Raw genomic sequence first — 1,497 nt, 5'->3', positions numbered from 1 at the left:
CCCTGATTTGGTGGTTTTACTGAAATGCGTTTCGTTGAACTTGTCCTCTGCCGCAACGATGTTCACATCGCCCTTCTCACTGTCGATGATGACGCCATTCGTGCCGAACACAGTCGAGCCGCTGATGTTGGTGTCGTTGGTTGAGAGGATGTTGACCTTGTCACCCACGATTTGGCTGCCGACAGAGGTGTCGGCGTGAAATCTACCACGCGCCAATAATGACGAAAACCCAAGCGGCATAAAGCTCGCTTGGGTGGTGGGCATTAAGTAACGCATTAGTTTCAAATGTCTTTCCTCATTGCACTATTCTGAATCGTGTGAACTAAAAAGACGTTTGAGCCAGCTCTTTTTTTCGTTCGTTGTTTGCTCTTCGGCTGCAATAGTGGATGGACTATTGATTTTAACCAATCCAGGTGAACGAATAGGACTTGCCGCCTCAAACCACCTTATCCCGTGCTCGTCTTTCATGGCATAGACAACCTCTCTTTGACCTGAATAATTTAAATTGGCTTTGGTTTTTTGAGCCAAAGCCTCAAAAAAATTTGCCAATACATCACTACAATTGCCAACTGTGCGACACTCAAACCAAATCTGCGAATTAACCAACCAGTTAATGTTCAAATCAAACTTTAAAGAATCACGACTTTCTTGTTCCTTGAACCTTTCCTCATTTTCTTGATAAACCACAGTTGTCCAATAGTCATCATCAAGTGGAAAGTCCCCAAAAACGCCGTTCACCCTGTTGGGTTCAAATTTCGTCACATCCATCCCAAATTCTTTTAATGTAGCAAAAACCTCATCTTTGGTTAAGCGCTCATCCGCCAATATATGCATAGAGTAAGACATATCACTTACCTCCCAAAACAATAACTTTGTCACCTTTAATAATCACCAGTCGCGATAAACCGTTCACAGGGTTTTTGAGCATGTACTGTGCCACACTTGTCGGTGTTAATGGCGAATCAGCTAAGTTAATCACGACATTGGGTGCTTGACCTGGTTTGCCATTTTTCCCAACAACTTTTTCATCTACTGTATCCCAAATAGAATCTAAACGACTGGTCTTCGGCGAGTAAACATCTGCCAAATCACCATTAATGCGCAAATCAGGGCTTTTACCTTTCTTAGTGTTCGGTATTTGCTCCACATTAAATCCATGCTCCGACAACGTCCGTGCGGCTTCATTTTGGCGGTCAATTGAGCGAATATATTCAGGACCTGGACGAGTGCCGTTAGGTGTTTCAGGCACACCAGTCAAAGTGCCTGGTTTTCTCGTGGCTTCGTACTCGCTCATATTAAAACTGGCATCATCCGCATAAAAATTATTATTCACCCGACTGGTCGCGGTTTCTGCCCTAACGGTTGCGAGCTCAGCCTTAGCGACACGGTATTCGGTGATAGCGGTTTTGACGGTTGGACCCACAGCGGCGAAGTCCAGCACAGTGCCGCCGATGTTAAGGACGGCACCTGTGGTACAACCTGCGCCACTGATACAGT

The 1,497-nt window shown here is 45.2% G+C and carries 3 protein-coding genes; all 3 read right to left on the bottom strand.

The annotated features are described in order from the left end of the window. On the bottom strand, positions 1–264 hold a 264-nt coding region (locus IE082_RS11030), incomplete at its 3' end, for a hemagglutinin repeat-containing protein (protein WP_189493959.1). 39 nt (positions 265–303) lie between these two features. After that, entirely contained in the window at positions 304–834 is a 531-nt protein-coding gene (locus IE082_RS11025) for a hypothetical protein (protein WP_229809838.1), read from the bottom strand. A 13-nt stretch (positions 835–847) separates the two neighbouring features. Further along, the coding region (locus tag IE082_RS11020; protein ID WP_229809837.1) for a CdiA C-terminal domain-containing protein at positions 848–1,497 on the bottom strand (650 nt) is incomplete at its 5' end.

The organism is Formosimonas limnophila (genome assembly GCF_014652675.1).
Taxonomy (GTDB): domain Bacteria; phylum Pseudomonadota; class Gammaproteobacteria; order Burkholderiales; family Burkholderiaceae; genus Hydromonas; species Hydromonas limnophila.
The sequence above is the reverse complement of the archived record's forward strand: the minus strand, read 5'-3'. Positions and strand labels throughout refer to the sequence as shown.

Excerpts from the sequence above, each read along its gene's own strand:
- IE082_RS11025 (WP_229809838.1), bottom strand. The coding sequence starts at position 834 with ATGCATATATTGGCGGATGAGCGCTTAACCAAAGATGAGGTTTTTGCT.